Source organism: Arthrobacter sp. ISL-5 (assembly GCF_018613835.1).
GTDB lineage: Bacteria > Actinomycetota > Actinomycetes > Actinomycetales > Micrococcaceae > Arthrobacter.
Map to the genome: position 1 here is coordinate 1 of NZ_JAGGPM010000029.1, position 15,330 is coordinate 15,330.

Consider the following 15,330-nt stretch of genomic DNA (forward strand, 5'->3'; position numbering starts at 1 on the left):
ACACCCGGCACCACCACAACCATTTCGGTCGCGGATCGCTCCGGAGCAACTTTTCAAACTTACCCGCTCCGGCGAATCTTTGCAAATCATCGTTTCCGTGATTTTCGATTCAGCAGGAAGGTCCCCGCCCGTCATTGGCGCACTAATTAGCACGCCATTTTCAGGCTGTTCATCTGGGGGTCGGTCGCTATTTTTCCGCTTCAGCGGCGGCGACTCGAATAAATATACACACCCCGAATCGTCCGTGCAAATCGGCCGGCTAGCGAGCCCCAAGCGCGCCCCACGGACACCACACGCGCATCGCAAGCGCGCCCCACGGACACCACACGCGCATCGCAAGCGCGCCGCACAATGCTTCCGCTCCCGCCTGGGAGCGGCCTTGGGAGCAGCACTTCGGGTAGCACCCGGGAGCGACTAGACAGAACGGTCTGTCTCGCATACATTTCAAGGGGATCACTAGCCCTCGGGCGGCGATCCGTTATCGCTGAAGCAGAACGGCGGATCAATACGCCTGCTTTGGAGGTTCCTAATGACTGCCACCCACTTCGAGCTATTTGTAGCCGAGGCCCTCACCACGGAGCGCGAGACTGACACGCAGCTGACTCCGGATGAGCTCTACGGCCTGTACACAAGCTGGTGCCTCATCAACCAGACCCAGCCCCAGCATCCCGCAGCATTATGGGCATCGCTCAAGGAACAGGGAATCGATCCCGAGGACTGCGAGCTTGCCATGACGGGACCGGCCGCGGCGGACTACATCCTCGCCAGCGCCCCCAGCCTCATATAGCTGAATGATCAAGGAAGAGTCGATGCGAATCGGCTCTTCCGGTCTTTTAAGCCACGGCTCCTAAGCCACGTCTCTTAACCCACGCCCTTTAAGCCACGCCCTTTAGGCAACCGCATTTAACGCACTCCTGCTAGAACCTCACAACCGAAGACGCGCACCGGCCTCGAGCACCGCGCGGCAAGACCCAAAGGCACAAAATGGACGTACAGTCCGGTATTTCAGCAGGCACGGTCCTGGGCGGCAGGTACCACGTCCTGGAACAAATCGGGTCCGGAGCCATGGCAAACGTCTACCGGGCCATGGATGAATTCCTCGAGCGCGAAGTGGCCGTCAAGATTGTCACCAGACCCAGAGGCAGTAATGCGCCTCACGATGCCGAGGCGGAGCTAAAGGTCCTGGCGCGCCTGAACCACCACAGCCTTGTAACCCTCCTGGACGCCTGAGTCGACAAAACCGAACCAGGACGGCCGCGCATCTACCTCGTGATGGAACTCGTGGAGGGACCGGATCTCAAGCGCCGCCTCGCGGACGGGCCGCTCCCGCCGCGCCATGCAGCCCAGATCGGTCACGACCTCGCGGACGCCCTGGCGTACATCCGCGAAAGTGGGGTAATCCACCGGGACGTCAAGCCCGGAAACATCATGATCTTCGATTATCACCATGACGCCGCAAGGATGCGCGCGAAACTCACGGACTTCGGCATTGCCCTCATCGCCGACCAGCCGGAGGCCCCGGCCGCGGCTTCCTCGGAACTGCGGGATACCTTAGCCCGGAGCAGGCAAGGGCCGAGCGCGTCGGACCAGCCAGCGACGTGTACTCGCTCGGCCTGGTGCTGCTCGAGTGCCTCACCTGCCAGCAAGCCTTTCCGGGCGATCCGCTGCAGAGCGCCCTCGCACGGCTGATCGAGGATCCGAGCATCCCGTCCAGTCTGGCACCGGAATGGCAGATGCTCCTGGCCGCCATGACGGCACGGAATCCGGAGGACCGGCCCTCAAGCCGCGAGGTCACGCAGGCCCTGCAGGACCAGGCCGCCAGCAGGGCAAAACACAAAGTGGACGCCGCCCTCATCCCCAGTGACGAGGACGCCAGGATGGAGGCCGTTCGCCGCTACGCAATTCTGGACACCCCTGCCGACGGCGCCTTCGACAGGATCACGTCCCTGGCCGCCCGGCTCTTTTCGGTGCCCATTGCGATCGTGTCGATTGTGGACCACGACCGGATCTGGTTCAAGTCCCACCACGGTGTCCCCGTTGAGGAGATAGGCAGGGACGCCGGCCTGTGTGCGTCGGCGATTCTGCAGGACGACGTCTGGGTCATCGAGAACGCCCCGGAGGACCCGCGCACGCTGGCGAATCCGCTTGTCGCCGGAGAGTTCGGCCTCAAGTTCTACGCCGGGGCGCCCCTGAAGTCCCGGGACGGGTACAACCTGGGGACCCTGTGCATCCTCGACCATGAGCCCCGCGTCCTGGACGCCTCGGAGTCCGCAACGCTTCGGGACCTCGCCGCGGTGGTCATGAACGTTCTCGAACTGCGCCTCGACAGCCGGACGCCCCAGCTCCCCGGACCTTCCTGACAGATCTTCCTGACAGGACTTCCTGACGCGCCTTCACACGGCCTCCTGACCCGCCGCTATTGGCGGAAACCACGACGGCGGGAGGCCGGCAGCGTTTGCCCGCCTCCCGCCGTCGTGGTTCTGACGCGGAATGCAGCCCGGCCGACTCCCCCAATTCCGGCCCCGCGAAACCCAACGTTTCCGTAGCTTTCCGCCGCAAGGATGGGCCTGTCCGCAAACGCAATTGGGGGGGACATGAAATTTCGTATAACTGTTTCGGGCCGGAATCATCTTGGGGGCCGGCCGTGACCATCTTGGACATCCACGTCAACGACGGATTCGTTCCCACGGTGGACGGGTCACTGGTTTACCACCGGGGATTCGGCGAGCGCCGCACAGCGGTGACGGACCCTAAGCCGGCGCTGGCCATGAGCCCGCGGGTGTTCACCGCTGCTGGCCAGGTCGTCGCCAGCCGGTCCTATCCCCTGGCCGCACCCCTGCCGCCGCGCGGCCGCCCCGCACCGCTGCGGGACGACCCCGCGAATCCGCGGCAGTACCTGGCCAGACGCGCCTACTGGGCCAGCTACTTCCCGGACCGCACCCTGATCGCCGAAACCGGGAGCACCGTCCGCGTGAGGCTGCTCAACAACCTCGCCCAGCCGCACGAGCTCCGGTTCCACCGCGCGGGTCCGGGAGGTGCGGATGCCACCACCGGTGTGGTCGCTCCGGGGAAGACAAGCCTCCTCGAGTTCCCTGCACCGGCGCCGGGAACCTACCTGTTCACCGATCCCGGCAACCAGCCCGTGGAAAGAACCCTGGGCCTGTACGGCGCGCTGGTGGTCATCGACCCCGGCAACGCCTGGCGGCTCGCCCCCGGCGGAGCCGAGTTCGAACGCCAGTGGCTGTGGCTGTGCCACGACGTGGACTCGAACTGGGCCCGCATCGCCTCCCGGGGACAGACGGTCAACCCGATCACCACCCCGGCCGTGCCGCGGTACTTCACCCTCAACGGCCATGCCGGTTTTCAGTCCCTGGCGGTCAGCACCGATGAGCAGCTCAACGAACGGCGCAAACAGGACACGCTGCCTTCAGGCCATCCGAGGGAAACCGACGTGCGGAACTTCAGTGCCTCACCGGTCCCGGGCGCCGTGCGGACCGGCCAGCTGGTGAGGATGGTCAACGCCGGCATCGCGGATCACCAGCTGCACTACCACGGCAACCACGTGTGGACGGTGCGCGCCAACGGCACCGACTTTCCCCGCTCAAACGGAAGGGTCAGTCCCCAGGGGGACGTCATTCTCCAACAGTGGGAGGACACCGTTCAGCTGCAACCGCTGGAACGCAAAGAAGCGATACTTCCCGTCCGGCGCCCGCCTGAAGCGGTGGAACCCGTTTGGGAGGCACGGACGGAGGACTGGACGTATCCGATGCACTGCCATGCGGAGCCGTCGCAGACCGCCGCCGGCGGCATGTACCCCGGCGGCCTGGTGGCCGACTGGGTGCTGGCAGCAGCACCCGCCCCCGAATCTGGCCTGCCTCCCACGGCTGAGGACGATGCCCACCATACGTATCGGAGCCAGGTGGACTTCGCCTCCGACCAGCCCCACGAGGGCAGCCCGGAGACTGAGTTTCCCCTGCGGCCGGACGTCTCGGTCGAGTTCGATTTCTTCAACAGGGAACTCCGATTCCCTGACGGCTCCGAGCACGAAGTGTGGAGCTTCGAAGACGACAGGTCGGGCCGCGGTCTCCCCGGGCCGCTGGTGCGGCTGACGGAGGGCCAGCTGTTCCACGCCACGGTGAAGCCGAGCAAGAGGGTCCACACCATCCACTGGCACGGCATCGAACCGGATCCCCGCAACGACGGCGTGGGCCACACCTCCTTCGAGGTCTCGGGTGAATACACCTACCAGTGGCGACCGGAGGTTGCCGAACGCGGCAACCCCAACCGGGGCTCCGCCGGCACGTACTTCTACCATTGCCACGTCAACACTCCCCTTCACGTCCAGATGGGCATGTTCGGGGCCATCATCATCGATCCGCCGGCCAGCCCCGCAACCCCGCTAGGGACCCGCCGGCACTCCCTGGACGGTCCGCTGTACGACAGCGCCACCGAGACCCTCATTGCCCCGTACTCCGTCGACCCGCGGTGGCACGAAATGAACCACGCCGCAGGACTGTCCGGTGAGGACGCCGGCCTGAACCGCTTTGAGCCCAAACACTTCTTTCTCCTGGGCGGCGCGATCGCGAGCAGGCCAAGGGGTGACAGGGTGTGGGCCATCTCGGCCATGAAGGCGAACGTCGTGACCGGCACCAAGAGGCCCACCTTGGTGCGCCTGGTGAACGTGGACTACTTCCCCACGCTCACAAGGTTCATGGATACGGCAGGAAAGCCCGCGCGCATCGCCGAACTGATTGCGCACGACGGCAGGCCGTTCTGGAACACACCCAGCCCGACCGGCCCGGCCGTTCAGCCGTCGATGGCGGGCGAGCCGCTGCTGACCAGCGTCATCAAGTCCGGGGCGGCCGAGAAATTCGACCTCCTGCTGCGCCCGCCCTCGCCCGGAAAGTACACCATTGCGGTCGATTATCTGCACTGGATTACCGGGCAGACACTGGCCACCCGCACCGTCACCGTCACTGCCGCCTGACCGGCGCTCCTGCTGCACTGCCCGGTCACCAAAGACTCGGCGGCGGGAGGTCATCAACGATGCTGGCCTCCCGTCGTCGGGGTTAACCGTCCGGAAAGTGGGTACCCGCCGGAAGCTGTGGCAGCCCGCAACGCGGCGCGGGCACAGCCCCGGAAATGACTCCCCTGTACCGCTTACCTCACCCCGGACCGGCTGCTAGTGTGGCGAAATGGAAGCAGCAATGGTTCGGCCCAGGAACGGCAAGGTCATCGCGGGAGTCTGCGCAGCCCTCGCTGACCGCTTCGGTATCTCCAGGACGCTTGTCCGCATCGGCTTTGTGCTGTTCGGGCTGTTCGGCGTCGGAGAACTCGTCTACATCGCTTTGTGGATCATCATTCCCAAAGCCCCGCAGTAACGGTCCTTCTACGAGAAGTCCGGCTACCCGCCGACGTGGTGGATGGTGAACGCGGTGAGGAAGCCCACTGCCGCCACCAGGCCGGTGAGATTGTGGTGCTCCTCGAAGGCTTCAGGAATCATCGTGTCCGCGAGCATTGCGAGGATCCCGCCCGCAGCCACGGCCGTGATGAACGCGACCACGCCCGCGGGAGCAGTTTCCAAGGCCGTGTAGCCGACCAGCGAGGCCAGGCCGCAAAGCAGGGCGATCCCTCCCCACACGCCGAAGACGTACTTGGCGCTGCGGCCCGCTTTCTTCATGCCGGCCGTGCTGGAAAGGCCTTCCGGGACGTTGGAGATGAAAACCGCCGCAAGCATCGCCGGGCTGACGGTCCCGGCGGTGATCAGGCCAAGGCCAAGGACCACTGACTCGGGGATGCCGTCGAGCAGGGCCCCGACGGCGATGGCCGTGCCGCTGCCCGGCTCCTCCTTTTCCGAGGGCTGCTGGCCCTTGGACCGCTTCCGGTGCTTCGCCCCGGAGCGCGCCAGCCACGCGTTGGCGCTGACATAGACCACGGCACCCGCGAGGAATCCGGCAACCGTGGGCCAGAGGCCGCCGCCCTGAACGGCCTCGTCGACCAGTTCGAACGCCAGGGCGGAGATGAGCACGCCTGCGCCGAACGCCATCACCGACGAGACCAGCTTTGCCGGGATGGTCCATTTCCAGGACAGCCACGAGCCGAGCACCAGGGCTCCGCCCGCAAGTGTTCCCCACAGCATTGCCTGCGCCCACATCGGCATGCGCTCCCCTTCCGCGGCCGTGAGAGGCCTGCATTGCCGGCGGAGCGTTCACCCCGGCAGAACGCCAAGGTGCGGCTGCGCCCGGTCCCGAACCATGAGCATTCTTGCAGACCGGAGTGCGCGGCCCGCGGCGGCTGGCCGGTGGGCCGTCAGGCCCTTACGCGGGAATCCGGTTGTGCAGCGGCGCCTGGTTACTTGGCGGACCAGATCCTCCGCCAGCCGGCCGTGATCGAAGCCCAGACACCCCACGCGGCGGCCACCGCCAACGCCAGTTCCACCGCGCCGATTCCCATCTGGCCCGCAGCGAACGACTGGATCGCGAGACCGGTCAGGGCGGACAGAAAAAACGCGGCAAGAAGGCCCGCCGCCAACAGCGCGATGCCGGACTTCAGACCGCTCTGGACGCCGCGATGGTCTTCCGGCGGTGCAGGGGCCGGGCTCGGAGGGGTTTCCGGCCGGGGCGTCGGGGTCCCGGCCGGGGCCTCGGCCGGGGCCTCGGCCTGGGCCTCGTCCTGCGCAGTGTCCTGCGCCTCCGGCCAGGGCTCGGCCTGCTGCGGTGGTTCGGCCCGCCGCCGAGGCGTCCGGGTGGTGGCCTGCGCCTCATCCGGCTCTGACCCGGGATCGGCCCCTAAGTGCTCTGATTCGCCCCGTGCCGCCGGCGCTGCAGCAGTCCGTGCCTCTAGGGAAGGCTCCCGGCGGGAACTTACGACGGCGCCTGGCGCCTCGCCGTCGGGCGCCTCACCGCCGAGGGCATCACCGGTGGTCATTTCACCCTCCGCGTCAGGTGCCTCATCACGGACACGCCGCCCCGGGCGTCGCTGTCCGATCGAAGCGGCCGGCGCAGCCCAGATCTCGGCCAGGCTGGCCAACTGGCGCATTCCGGCGATGGTCAGGACCACGTTGGCGCAGGCCAGGGCGTTCGTGCCGGGCTCGGGATGGTGAACAGGCGGGAGTTTCAACGCCTCCAGAACGTCGTTCAGGTGATGCTTCGTGAGCTCCAGCTGTGTCCGGGCCAGCTCCTGCGCACAGTAGAAATCCTTGGCCGGCAGGTCCAACCGCAGGTGTTCGGTGGCTTTCCGCATGACCGAGGCATCGTACGGGGCGTCGTACGCGACCAGATGGTCCTCACAGGCAAACTGCAGGATGCCCTCGATGGACATCTCCCAGTCCGCCGCGTGCACAACGTCGCGTTCACTGATGCCGTGGACTTCGACGTTGATGGGATCGAAGTGGTCAATGCCCGGCGGGGGCTTGATGAGCCAGGACGCTTTGTCCACGATTCTTCCGTCCCGGACCTTCACCAGGCCGACGGCGCACACCGACCCGCGGTTGCTGTTCGCGGTTTCAAAGTCGATGGCGGTAAAGCTGATCCCTGCCATGGAAGCCCCCCGGGCGCGCTAAGTGGGCGGGAGGCACCGCTGCTTGGCCTGTCCGCTGAGGGGGACATTCTTGCAGACTAAATGCCAGATTACGGTCCTGCAGGGATTGTGAACTGCGGCGGGACCGCGCGGCACCGTGAAAGCGCGCGACGGCGGGTGGCCGGCAATGATTGCCGGCCACCCGCCGTCTCGATCAGCCGGTTGAGCCTGGGGCCACGACAAGCTCGATCAGCGGGGGCACCGCTGGTCGAACCAAAACGCCGTTGACACCCCCGGTGGCCGGGAGTACCACGGGACTTAGACGGTCCGATCCCGGGCCGTCTCTGGTCTGTTCTGAAAGCCTTTAGGAGCATCACATGCCTGTCGCCGTCATCCTGGATTTCCCCGGCGGAACAATCGAGCAATACGACCAAGTCGTCGAAAAGATGGGCTTCGCCGCCGGCGGACCCGGCGCCCCGGGCGGGATCTTTCACTGGGTCACCGCCACCGACACCGGCATCCGCGTCACTGACGTCTGGCGGAGCCGGGAAGACTTCGATGCGTTTACTCAAGCGAAAACGAACCCCATCGTCGCCGAGGTCGGCATCCCAGGCCCCCCGGAGATCACCTTCCACGATGTGCACAATTACCTGACTGCAGGCCCCGAGGCTTAAGCCACACAGCAAGGCAGCGCCACATCAGCGACGCCAGTTCCAAGATCAGCGCTCCGGGTGCAGTTCCTTCCTCCAGAGCACCGTGCCGTTGGCGTTGCGGAGGCTGACGGTGAAGACGTCGTCCTCGCCGAGGTCCACGTGGCCGAAGTACTGGCTTTCGCCGTTGCGCGGGGACTGGTTGGCGTAGGCGCCGGCCTTGAAGAACGCCACCTCCGGGCCGAAGGTGGCGTCCATCTGGCCGGGGCCGAACGTCCCGGCGTTGATGGGACCGGCCACGAATTCCCAGAACGGGTCGAAGTCCTGGAAGGCGGCCCGCTCGGGCGAGTAGTGGTGGGCGGCGCAGTAGTGGACGTCGGCCGTGAGCCACACGACGTTTTTAACCCGGTTGCGCTTGAACGCGGACAGCACCCCGGCGATCTCGAGTTCCTTGCCCAAGGGGGCGTCGGCGTCGCGGTTTGAGAGGGACTCCTGGTTGACGGGGCCGTCCGGCACGATGATGCCGAGCGGGAGGTCGGCGGAAATCACCTTCCAGGTGGCCTTGGATTTGCTGACTTCGCGGATCAGCCACCGGGCCTGTTCCTCGCCGAGGATGTGGGTCAGGCTCGTTTCCTTGCCGTCCGTGTTCGGGTCCTTGAAGGTGCGCATGTCCAGGCAGAAGATGTCCAGCTGCGGGCCGCGGGAAATCTTGCGGTAGATGCGGGCGGGCTCGAAGCCGGTGCTGCCGTCGCTCAGCTGGGCGATCGGCTGGTATTCCTGCCAGGCCTGGCGGCCGCGGGCGGCGAGCACGTCCACCCGGTGCTCGGTGTAGCGGGAGTCGGTGAGGATCTCGCCGGGGTACCAGTTGTTGGTGGTTTCGTGGTCGTCCCACTGGGCGATCACCGGCACCTCGGCGTACATGGCGCGGACGTTGCGGTCCATGAGATTGTAGCGGTGCCGGCCGCGGTACTCGTTGAGCGTCTCGGCCACCTTGGACACCTCCTCGGTCACGAGGTTGCGCCAGACCTGCCCGTCCGGCTCGGTGACCTGCGCGGCGATGGGGCCGTCGGCGTAGATGGTGTCGCCGGAGTGGATGAAGAAGTCCGGCTTGGTGGCAAGCATGGCCGCGTAGCCGCGCATGCCGCCGATCTCCTCGTTGATGCCCCAGCCCTGGCCGGCGGTATCGCCGCTCCACACGAAGCTCTGCCGGCGCGGCGTGCGGCCGTTGCTGAGCGTGCCGGTTCCGGGGGCCGTGCTGAAGGAGCCGCGCCCGGTTTCGCCTGCCTGGCCCTCGGGGTCCTCGAAGTGCATGGTCAGCGCGAACCGCGTACCGGCCGGCAGGTCGCGGGCGTTGATCTTGGACGTGAAGTCGGTGGCCTCGCTGGCGGCGGTCCCCCGCAGCACCCGCCGGAAGGCGCGGCTGCCGCTGAGCGGGGACCCGCCGTCGTCGACCGCCAGCAGGCTGGCCACCAGCCGGCCGGGACCCGACGCGCGGGACCACAGGACGCCGGAATCGGCGGTGACATCGCCGGTGGCGATGCCGGACGGAAGGGTCAGTCGGTTGCGGACCAGCGCGACGCCGGAGGGCCGGGCGGCGTGGGCGGGCGCGACTAGCGAAGGGGCGACGGCGGCAGCACCGGCAGCGGCGATGGCACCTTTGAGGATGTTTCGGCGGGTGAAAGGAGTCATGCTGCCATCCTTGACCGGCGGCGTGAACCGGCGGCGACGGCGGTGTGAACGCTCGCGTTACGTCGGGTTTCCCGCTGACGGGTCGACGCCGAACAGCGGCAGCACCACTTGGTCCACAACCTCCACCAGGAAGTCATCGTCGATCGGCCCGGAACCGAAGATGAACCGTTGCCGCAATAGGGCAGGACCGGCCTCGATCCTGAAGTCGGTCACGAGGTCCGGATCGCATTCGCCCCGTTTGACCGCGTTGGCGAGGATTTCCCGCATCATCCTGCTGGCGTTTCCGCGCGCGAATTCCCGGACCTCGGCGGCAACGTCGGGGTTCTGCAAGGCCTCACCCAGCACTCCGCGCATGGCCTGTCCCACTATCCCTTCCAGCAGCCGACCCCCTTGCCGCATGACCGTCAGGGTATCCAGGCGCAGGCTGCCGGTATTCGGGACGGTGTCGGGGCCGGGCATCGCCTCGTAGGCCGCGTCCAGCACCAGGGCGGCGCGGCCGGGCCAGCGACGGTAGAGCGAGGCTTTGCTGGCGCGCGCACGTTCGGCGACGCGGTCCATGGTCAGGGCGGAGTAGCCGGATTCGGCGATCTCGGCCAGGACGGCATCGAAGATCGCCCGGTTCAGCACCGCACCGCGGCGGCGCGGCAGCGTTCGGTGGTCCGGGCCCGGCACAACGGTCACGCCGGTTGCTCCGGATCTGCCGCAGTGACCCGGCCGCGGGTGCCGTCCACAAGAACCAGCTGGCCGTCCTGCAAGGCGCTGGTGCCCGACCCGGTGCCCATGACAGCGGGGATCCCGTATTCCCGGGCGACGATGGCGGCATGGGAAGCAATGCCGCCGGCGTCCACCACAACGGCGGCCGCGCGCTGGAACAGTGGCGTCCAGGACGGATTGGTATAGGGGCAGACAAGGATCTCGCCGCTGCGGAGCAGCCCGAATTCGTCCGGCCCCCGGATGATCCGTACCGTGCCGGTGGCCTGGCCGCGGCTGGCCGGCATGCCGGAAACCAGGGCGCCCGGCCTCCGGTGTCCGTGTGCGAACAACGAGGCCGTATCCAGCAACGGAATACCCTCCAGTTCCCGGCGTTTCGCGGCCCTGGCCAGCACCAGACGGCGGTAGCGTTCCTGCTCCGCGGCCGGCAGCGCGCCGCCGTCGTCCATTCCCGCCAGTTCTTCAAAGCGCAGGTGATTTACGTCGGCCGGATCCGCCAGCACTCCGGCCTCGCACAGCCTTCGGCCCAGATCCGACAGCGCGCGGCGCAGCGGCGGCAGCACCATGGTGGCGTAGAAGTGGCTGTCCTCGCGGAAGGCCGTCCCGGCCTTGGCGGCGGCGACGGCGGACAGCAGGTGCCGGCGCACGGCTGTGATTCGCAGGGCGGGATGCCGCTTCAGTTCCGCAAGTGCCTGGCCGGTTTGGTCTGCGGCCGGTCGCCGCTCGCCCATCATCGACGTGATCAGCCCGAGAACCACTTCGGGGGCATCGGACCAGGTTGGTGAACTGCTCATCACCACGCTGACGGTTTCGCGGTGCCCGTATTCGGCCAGGAATGCGTGGAAACGTGCGTGGAACTCCGTGAATTCCGGGTCGTGCTCCACACGGGAGAGCAGTTCGCCCGGTGCCAGCTCCGTGAAGGCCCGGGCCAGCCCGCCATGGGACCGGACCCGATCCGCCAGGTCCTCCAGCGCCCGGTTCGCCTGGCTGGTGCGGGTTTCCGCACCTGCGATGAGTGCCGGGCCAAGGTGCCGCTTGCCGAGCAGCAGGAGCATCAGCCGCAGCTTCAGCTGCGGAACAAAGGCTCCCGGCAGGTATGAGATCCGCAGCTCGGTGATCCCGCGCATCGTGGCGAAGGCATCCTCCGCGAAACCGACCACCCCTCGCCAGGACATGGACCGCGGATCCTGCCCTGCCAGCCGCCGGACGTTCTCCAGGAACGTGGCGAACCTGCTGTCGTCGGTCCACCGGGCCGGATTGAACCGGCGGGCACGGCGCGCCACGGAAAGCGGGACGCCGAGGGTGCGCAGCGTGGGGCGCGGGACCGGCGGAACCAGCCGGATCACCACTCCATCTTCCTCCGGCAGGAGCTCCTTCACCGGCGGGAAGATGACCCCGACGCTGCCGGCCATGCCGTGGAGCATGGCCAGGATTCCACGCTGCATCCAGCCCGACACATCCAGCGGATAGGGACGGTCCTGGAACATCTCCAGGAAGAACGGACCCATGAACCTCTGGAACGCGTTGAGGCGCATTGGCTGCGGCGGCAGTGCCGTCATCGGCCGCGCCTGAAGCACGGACAGGCACCCGCCGGTGATGGCCCATTCCATGTCCTGCGGCCGCCCGAAATGCTCCTGGGCCCGCACTGCCAGGCGCGCCAGTTCCGCCAACTGCTCTTCGCCGAGGGCAGCCCCCGGGCTGCCCGTGCCGGCACCCTCCTCCGTGCCCCCGCCCGCCAGGGCGCGGATGACAACCTCGTGCGCGCCCGGAGTGAACGTTCGCGTCCGGCCGGTGCTGTCCAGCACGTAGTGCTCCGGCGTGACGCGTCCGGAAACCACAGCCTCGCCCAGGCCGGGGCTGGCGTCGACCACAATTTCGCCGCGTTCGCCCGTCACCGGGTTCGCGCTGAACAAGACCCCGGCGGTGTCCGCCGGCACCATGTCCTGAACGACGACGGCGATGGAAACCTCCCGCGGGTCGATCCGCTGGCGCTGCCGGTAGGCGATGGCGCGGTCCGTCCACAGCGAGGCCCAACAATCCACCACGGCCCGGATGACCGCCTGCTCGCCGACGATATTCAGGAACGTGTCCTGTTGCCCGGCAAACGCGGCACCTGGCAGGTCTTCGGAGGTGGCACTGGAACGCACGGCCACCGGTCCGCTTCCCAAGGCTGCGTAGGCCGCAGCGATGTCCGCGGAGACGCGCGCCGGTATTTGCGCGTCCGTAAACAGGGCCCGGATCCGTGCCCCGGCGTTTTCGGCGTCCAGCAATCTCTCCAGCTCGGCGCCCAGACTGGTTTCCACCAGCAGGGTGGCGTAGGCCGCGGTGGTGACGACGAAGCCCGCAGGAACCGGGAAACCGTGGCGCACGAGTTCGCCGAGATTCGCGCCCTTCCCGCCCGCCGACGCAAGGTCCGCGGCGCCGAAGTCGGCGAGCGTACCCGTAAATTTCTCAGTCATCCGAGGCTCCTGGGGGACGGGGGGTGGGGTTGGAGCGGCCCTGGCCGGCGTCGGAATGCGCCGTGGTGCGCAGTTCCCGTTCCGGCAGGGAAAGAGTCAGCACGAAGGCAATCCCGAGCACGATCGCCGCGTAGCCGAAGGCAGGCGGCAGCGCCTGACCGAAGGCCGCGGCCACGGCGGAGCGGTCCGCCTCCGGCAGCTCAGCCAGCATTTTCGGGGTGAGCGAATTGATCCTGTCGCCGAGTTGGTCTGCCAGTCCTGCGGGGACCGCAGCGGCGAAACGCACGGTGATGAGCGATCCCAGCACGGCCACGCCCACGGAGCTGCCCACCTGCCGCAGGAACGTCACGGTGGAGGTGGCGGCACCGAGATCGGGCAGTTCCACGGAGTTCTGCACCACAAGCACCATGACCTGCATGACCAGGCCGATCCCCAGTCCAAGCAGCAGCATGGCCACCAGGACCAGCAAGACGCTGCTCGTCGAATCCAAGGTGCTGAACAGCCACATCCCGGGCGCCGCCAGCAGCGTCCCGGCGATCGGGTACTGCTTGTAGCGCCCGGTGCGCGTAATCAGCAGCCCGGAGGCCGCCATTGTCAGCAGAATGCTGGCTACCAAACCAACCAGCACAGCTCCGGACGCTGTGGCGCTCAGGCCCATCCCGACCTGCAGGAAGGCTGGCAGGTAGCTGACGGCCGCGAACATGGCGAAACCGAGGAGGAAGCTGATCGCCGTCGGAATGGTGAAGGCCGGGTCGCGGAACAGGGCCAGGGGGATGATCGGATCGGCGGCCACGCGCGCCGTCAGGAGCCAGCCGGCCAGCGACGCCGCGGCCGCCACTGCGAGGACCGGAACCAGCCAGGGGGGACCGGCATAATTGCCCACGCTGCACAGCAGGATGATCGCCACGATGGCCAGGCTCAGCAGTGCCGCCCCGCCGTAGTCGATGCGGCGGCCCCGCGGTGGCGCCGGCAGGTGCAGGGCCAGCGAAACGACGGCGAGGGCCGCGAGTCCCACCGGCACGTAGCCGTAGAAGATCCAACGCCAGGACAGCCTGTCCACCACCGCCCCGCCGGCCAGGGGGCCTACGACAGCCGCCACGATGTAGGCCACTCCGATGATGCCGAGGAACCTCCCGCGCTCCCGCGGGCTGACGAGCTCCCCGATGATCGCCTGGGCCCCGATCATCAGACCGCCGCCGCCAATCCCCTGCACGGCCCGGGAGGCGATGAGTTCGGGCACCGACTGCGCCAGTCCGCACAGGACGGCGCCGACGACGAACAGAACCAGCGAAGCCTGCAGGACACGCTTGCGGCCGAAGGCGTCCCCCAGTTTTCCGGTGAGGGGCATGGCCGCCGTAGCTGCAACCAGATACCCGGTAATGATGGCGGGCATCTGGTCCAAACCGCCCAGGTCACCGGCAACGGTCGGCAGGGCGGCAGCCATCACCGTTTGGTCCAGAGCCCCCAGAAACATCACCAGCAGGATTCCCGGAAGCGCCGCACGGATGGCCGCCGGCACTGCGGGCTGTCTGCGTTGCTTGCTGCCCATTGAAGGGTCCCGGAGATAGAGAACTGTTAGTTCTCTACAAGCTACGCCGCCCTCTCAGGGTGCGCAAGGTTCTGTGGATGAGGGTCCCGCCAAACACCCAGGGCCCGGCGGGGAGGCCGGGCCCTGGGTGTTTTGCCAGCCGGCGTCGCCGGCTGCCGGAAGGTCAGTTCGACATCGATGTGGAGGAGCTGGTGCGCCACCCCGTGTACGCGGACCAGATTCCGTTGCTGCCTTCCTGCCACCTCGTCTTCTGGTAGACCTCCTCGTTTCCGATTTCGCCGTTGACCAGTGTCCGGACGTTGGAGATCGTCACCAGTCCGCTCGCGTAGTTCAGGTGGCGGCTGAAGTACGAGGTGCCGAGGTGGTCGTCACCGTTGGGCCAGTCGTCTTCCTCCCATCGCTCCTGGGTGATGTTGATGTAGCGGTCGCTGTAGCAGCGGACCTGGATCCGGTAGTCCACCAGCTTGACGCCCGACGAATTGAACCCGGCGAAGACCGGCTTCAGCGGGGTGACCGAGCAGGCGTAGTTTGTGACGGCTGCCTGGGCGGGGGCGGCCAAGGCAAAAGGCACGGACACCATTCCCAGTCCGATCACCGACAGCAGGGCGAGCTTGCGGCGGACGGGGTGGGACTTTTTGTTTACTGATGATTTGAACAAGGGAGTGCTCCTGAGGGACGATCCGTTTGGATGGGTGCGGTTTGGGTTGCGCTGCCCCGGCGGGGTCCGAGGCCGTTCCGGACTGCTTACTGCTTT

General features: G+C 67.2%; 12 protein-coding genes and 2 pseudogenes. 7 read left to right on the forward strand and 7 right to left on the reverse strand.

The annotated features are described in order from the left end of the window. Positions 1–529: 529 nt before the first annotated feature. From J7I89_RS15590 to J7I89_RS15605, 6 genes and pseudogenes are all read left to right on the forward strand, one after another. Positions 530–787, forward strand: coding sequence for a hypothetical protein (locus J7I89_RS15590; RefSeq protein WP_214972131.1), 258 nt, complete (start codon positions 530–532; stop codon positions 785–787). Positions 788–1,086: 299 nt separating this feature from the next. Further along, a pseudogene (locus J7I89_RS25260) lies at positions 1,087–1,455 on the forward strand (protein kinase); the annotation flags it as partial. Between the two features lie 134 nt (positions 1,456–1,589). After that, a pseudogene (locus J7I89_RS25265) lies at positions 1,590–1,745 on the forward strand (serine/threonine protein kinase); the annotation flags it as partial. Between the two features lie 3 nt (positions 1,746–1,748). Beyond that, positions 1,749–2,360 (forward strand): GAF domain-containing protein, encoded by a 612-nt coding sequence (locus J7I89_RS25270; RefSeq protein ID WP_374102023.1) that lies wholly within the window; start codon positions 1,749–1,751, stop codon positions 2,358–2,360. 284 nt (positions 2,361–2,644) lie between these two features. After that, on the forward strand, positions 2,645–4,987 hold the full coding sequence (locus J7I89_RS15600; RefSeq protein ID WP_214972133.1) for a multicopper oxidase domain-containing protein: 2,343 nt from the start codon (positions 2,645–2,647) through the stop codon (positions 4,985–4,987). A gap of 208 nt (positions 4,988–5,195) precedes the next feature. Then, positions 5,196–5,381 (forward strand): PspC domain-containing protein, encoded by a 186-nt coding sequence (locus J7I89_RS15605; protein ID WP_214972135.1) that lies wholly within the window; start codon positions 5,196–5,198, stop codon positions 5,379–5,381. Between the two features lie 23 nt (positions 5,382–5,404). On the opposite strand, the gene J7I89_RS15610 is transcribed toward J7I89_RS15605, so the two are convergent. Together J7I89_RS15610 and J7I89_RS15615 are read right to left on the reverse strand one after the other, a co-directional pair. Further along, positions 5,405–6,160 (reverse strand): ZIP family metal transporter, encoded by a 756-nt coding sequence (locus tag J7I89_RS15610; protein WP_214972138.1) that lies wholly within the window; start codon positions 6,158–6,160, stop codon positions 5,405–5,407. Between the two features lie 191 nt (positions 6,161–6,351). After that, a complete protein-coding gene (locus tag J7I89_RS15615; RefSeq protein ID WP_214972142.1) occupies positions 6,352–7,539 on the reverse strand; it encodes an exonuclease domain-containing protein in 1,188 nt (395 codons plus the stop codon). A gap of 356 nt (positions 7,540–7,895) precedes the next feature. Here J7I89_RS15615 and J7I89_RS15620 point away from each other — a divergent pair, with 356 nt between their 5' ends. Beyond that, positions 7,896–8,192 carry a hypothetical protein gene (locus J7I89_RS15620; protein ID WP_214972143.1) on the forward strand — a complete coding sequence of 99 codons (297 nt, stop codon included), beginning with the start codon at positions 7,896–7,898 and terminating at the stop codon, positions 8,190–8,192. 45 nt (positions 8,193–8,237) lie between these two features. Here J7I89_RS15620 and J7I89_RS15625 read toward each other — a convergent pair whose 3' ends face one another. The 5 genes from J7I89_RS15625 to J7I89_RS15645 form a co-directional block, all read right to left on the reverse strand. Beyond that, on the reverse strand, positions 8,238–9,857 hold the full coding sequence (locus J7I89_RS15625) for an alkaline phosphatase (protein WP_214972144.1): 1,620 nt from the start codon (positions 9,855–9,857) through the stop codon (positions 8,238–8,240). Positions 9,858–9,914: 57 nt separating this feature from the next. Beyond that, positions 9,915–10,538 (reverse strand): TetR/AcrR family transcriptional regulator, encoded by a 624-nt coding sequence (locus J7I89_RS15630; RefSeq protein WP_214972145.1) that lies wholly within the window; start codon positions 10,536–10,538, stop codon positions 9,915–9,917. Beyond that, on the reverse strand, positions 10,535–13,027 hold the full coding sequence (locus J7I89_RS15635) for a PEP/pyruvate-binding domain-containing protein (protein ID WP_214972148.1): 2,493 nt from the start codon (positions 13,025–13,027) through the stop codon (positions 10,535–10,537). The genes J7I89_RS15630 and J7I89_RS15635 overlap by 4 nt, the downstream gene beginning before the upstream one ends. After that, a complete protein-coding gene (locus J7I89_RS15640) occupies positions 13,020–14,576 on the reverse strand; it encodes an MFS transporter (RefSeq protein WP_214972151.1) in 1,557 nt (518 codons plus the stop codon). The genes J7I89_RS15635 and J7I89_RS15640 overlap by 8 nt, the downstream gene beginning before the upstream one ends. A gap of 163 nt (positions 14,577–14,739) precedes the next feature. Beyond that, positions 14,740–15,234, reverse strand: a complete 495-nt coding sequence (locus J7I89_RS15645) for a hypothetical protein (protein WP_214972154.1) — start codon at positions 15,232–15,234, stop codon at positions 14,740–14,742. Positions 15,235–15,330: the final 96 nt, after the last annotated feature.

Bases quoted from the DNA above. Each gene is read 5' to 3' on its own strand.
- J7I89_RS15590 (WP_214972131.1), top strand. From the start codon at position 530: ATGACTGCCACCCACTTCGAGCTATTTGTAGCCGAGGCCCTCACCACG.
- J7I89_RS25270 (WP_374102023.1), top strand. From the start codon at position 1,749: ATGACGGCACGGAATCCGGAGGACCGGCCCTCAAGCCGCGAGGTCACG.
- J7I89_RS15605 (WP_214972135.1), top strand. From the start codon at position 5,196: ATGGAAGCAGCAATGGTTCGGCCCAGGAACGGCAAGGTCATCGCGGGA.
- J7I89_RS15610 (WP_214972138.1), bottom strand. From the start codon at position 6,160: ATGCCGATGTGGGCGCAGGCAATGCTGTGGGGAACACTTGCGGGCGGA.
- J7I89_RS15615 (WP_214972142.1), bottom strand. From the start codon at position 7,539: ATGGCAGGGATCAGCTTTACCGCCATCGACTTTGAAACCGCGAACAGC.
- J7I89_RS15620 (WP_214972143.1), top strand. From the start codon at position 7,896: ATGCCTGTCGCCGTCATCCTGGATTTCCCCGGCGGAACAATCGAGCAA.
- J7I89_RS15625 (WP_214972144.1), bottom strand. From the start codon at position 9,857: ATGACTCCTTTCACCCGCCGAAACATCCTCAAAGGTGCCATCGCCGCT.
- J7I89_RS15635 (WP_214972148.1), bottom strand. From the start codon at position 13,027: ATGACTGAGAAATTTACGGGTACGCTCGCCGACTTCGGCGCCGCGGAC.
- J7I89_RS15640 (WP_214972151.1), bottom strand. From the start codon at position 14,576: ATGGGCAGCAAGCAACGCAGACAGCCCGCAGTGCCGGCGGCCATCCGT.